The 622-nt window shown below is 63.2% G+C and carries 1 protein-coding gene; it reads right to left on the bottom strand.

All coding sequences use genetic code 11. From position 1 onward, the window contains the following. Positions 1 to 402 (bottom strand): helix-turn-helix domain-containing protein (locus tag ACYP5B_RS12385; RefSeq protein WP_459569806.1); only part of this gene is annotated, 402 nt, incomplete at its 3' end. Positions 403 to 622 lie beyond the last annotated feature (220 nt).

Genomic DNA, 622 nt, shown 5'->3' with positions numbered 1-622 from the left:
GCCCAAACAGGCGCGCCGATTCCTTGGCTGGTGGACCTTGGGCGGGCGCAGCCGGCGCGGCACCCAAAAACCCGCGTCAATCATAAGGCCGCGCACCGTCTCCTTGGCCAGCGCGATGCCATGGCGCTCGCGCAGCTTCTCGCAGGCCAGGGTTGGACCGAAGTCGGCATAGTTGTCGCGGATCAGGCCGAGCGCCCGCGCCGCAAGGCCCGGCGGTGTCCGGTTGTTGGCCAATTGACCCTGGTGGCGATTGAGCAAGCCGGCGGCGCCGTCCTGTTGGTACCGGCGCAGCAGGCGCAAGGTCTGGCGAGCGGTCAGTCCCAGTCTGGATGCCGCAACCCCGGTCTTTAGGTAGGCGTCGGCCAGCGCCTGGATGACCTTGAGCCGGTCGATCTGCCGCATCGTCATGGTAATGGCTCCTGCTGGCATGACGGGCTCCGTGGCGCTCGTCAAGCTTACGCTGGCCAAACTCGGACATTTGAGCTTAGCCAAAAGCAGACATTACCGCTTAGCCGCTACACGTTGTCCAGGCACAGTTGGTATCTTGGGGTTCGCTGTTGCAAGGGGCGTTTACTGCCCAATATTGTATATAGCGGGATTCCAGCGGAGTTATCCACAGGGA

This window comes from Cupriavidus sp. 8B (assembly GCF_054589115.1).
Note: the sequence above shows the minus strand (reverse complement) of the source record. Positions and strands in the feature narration are given on the sequence as shown.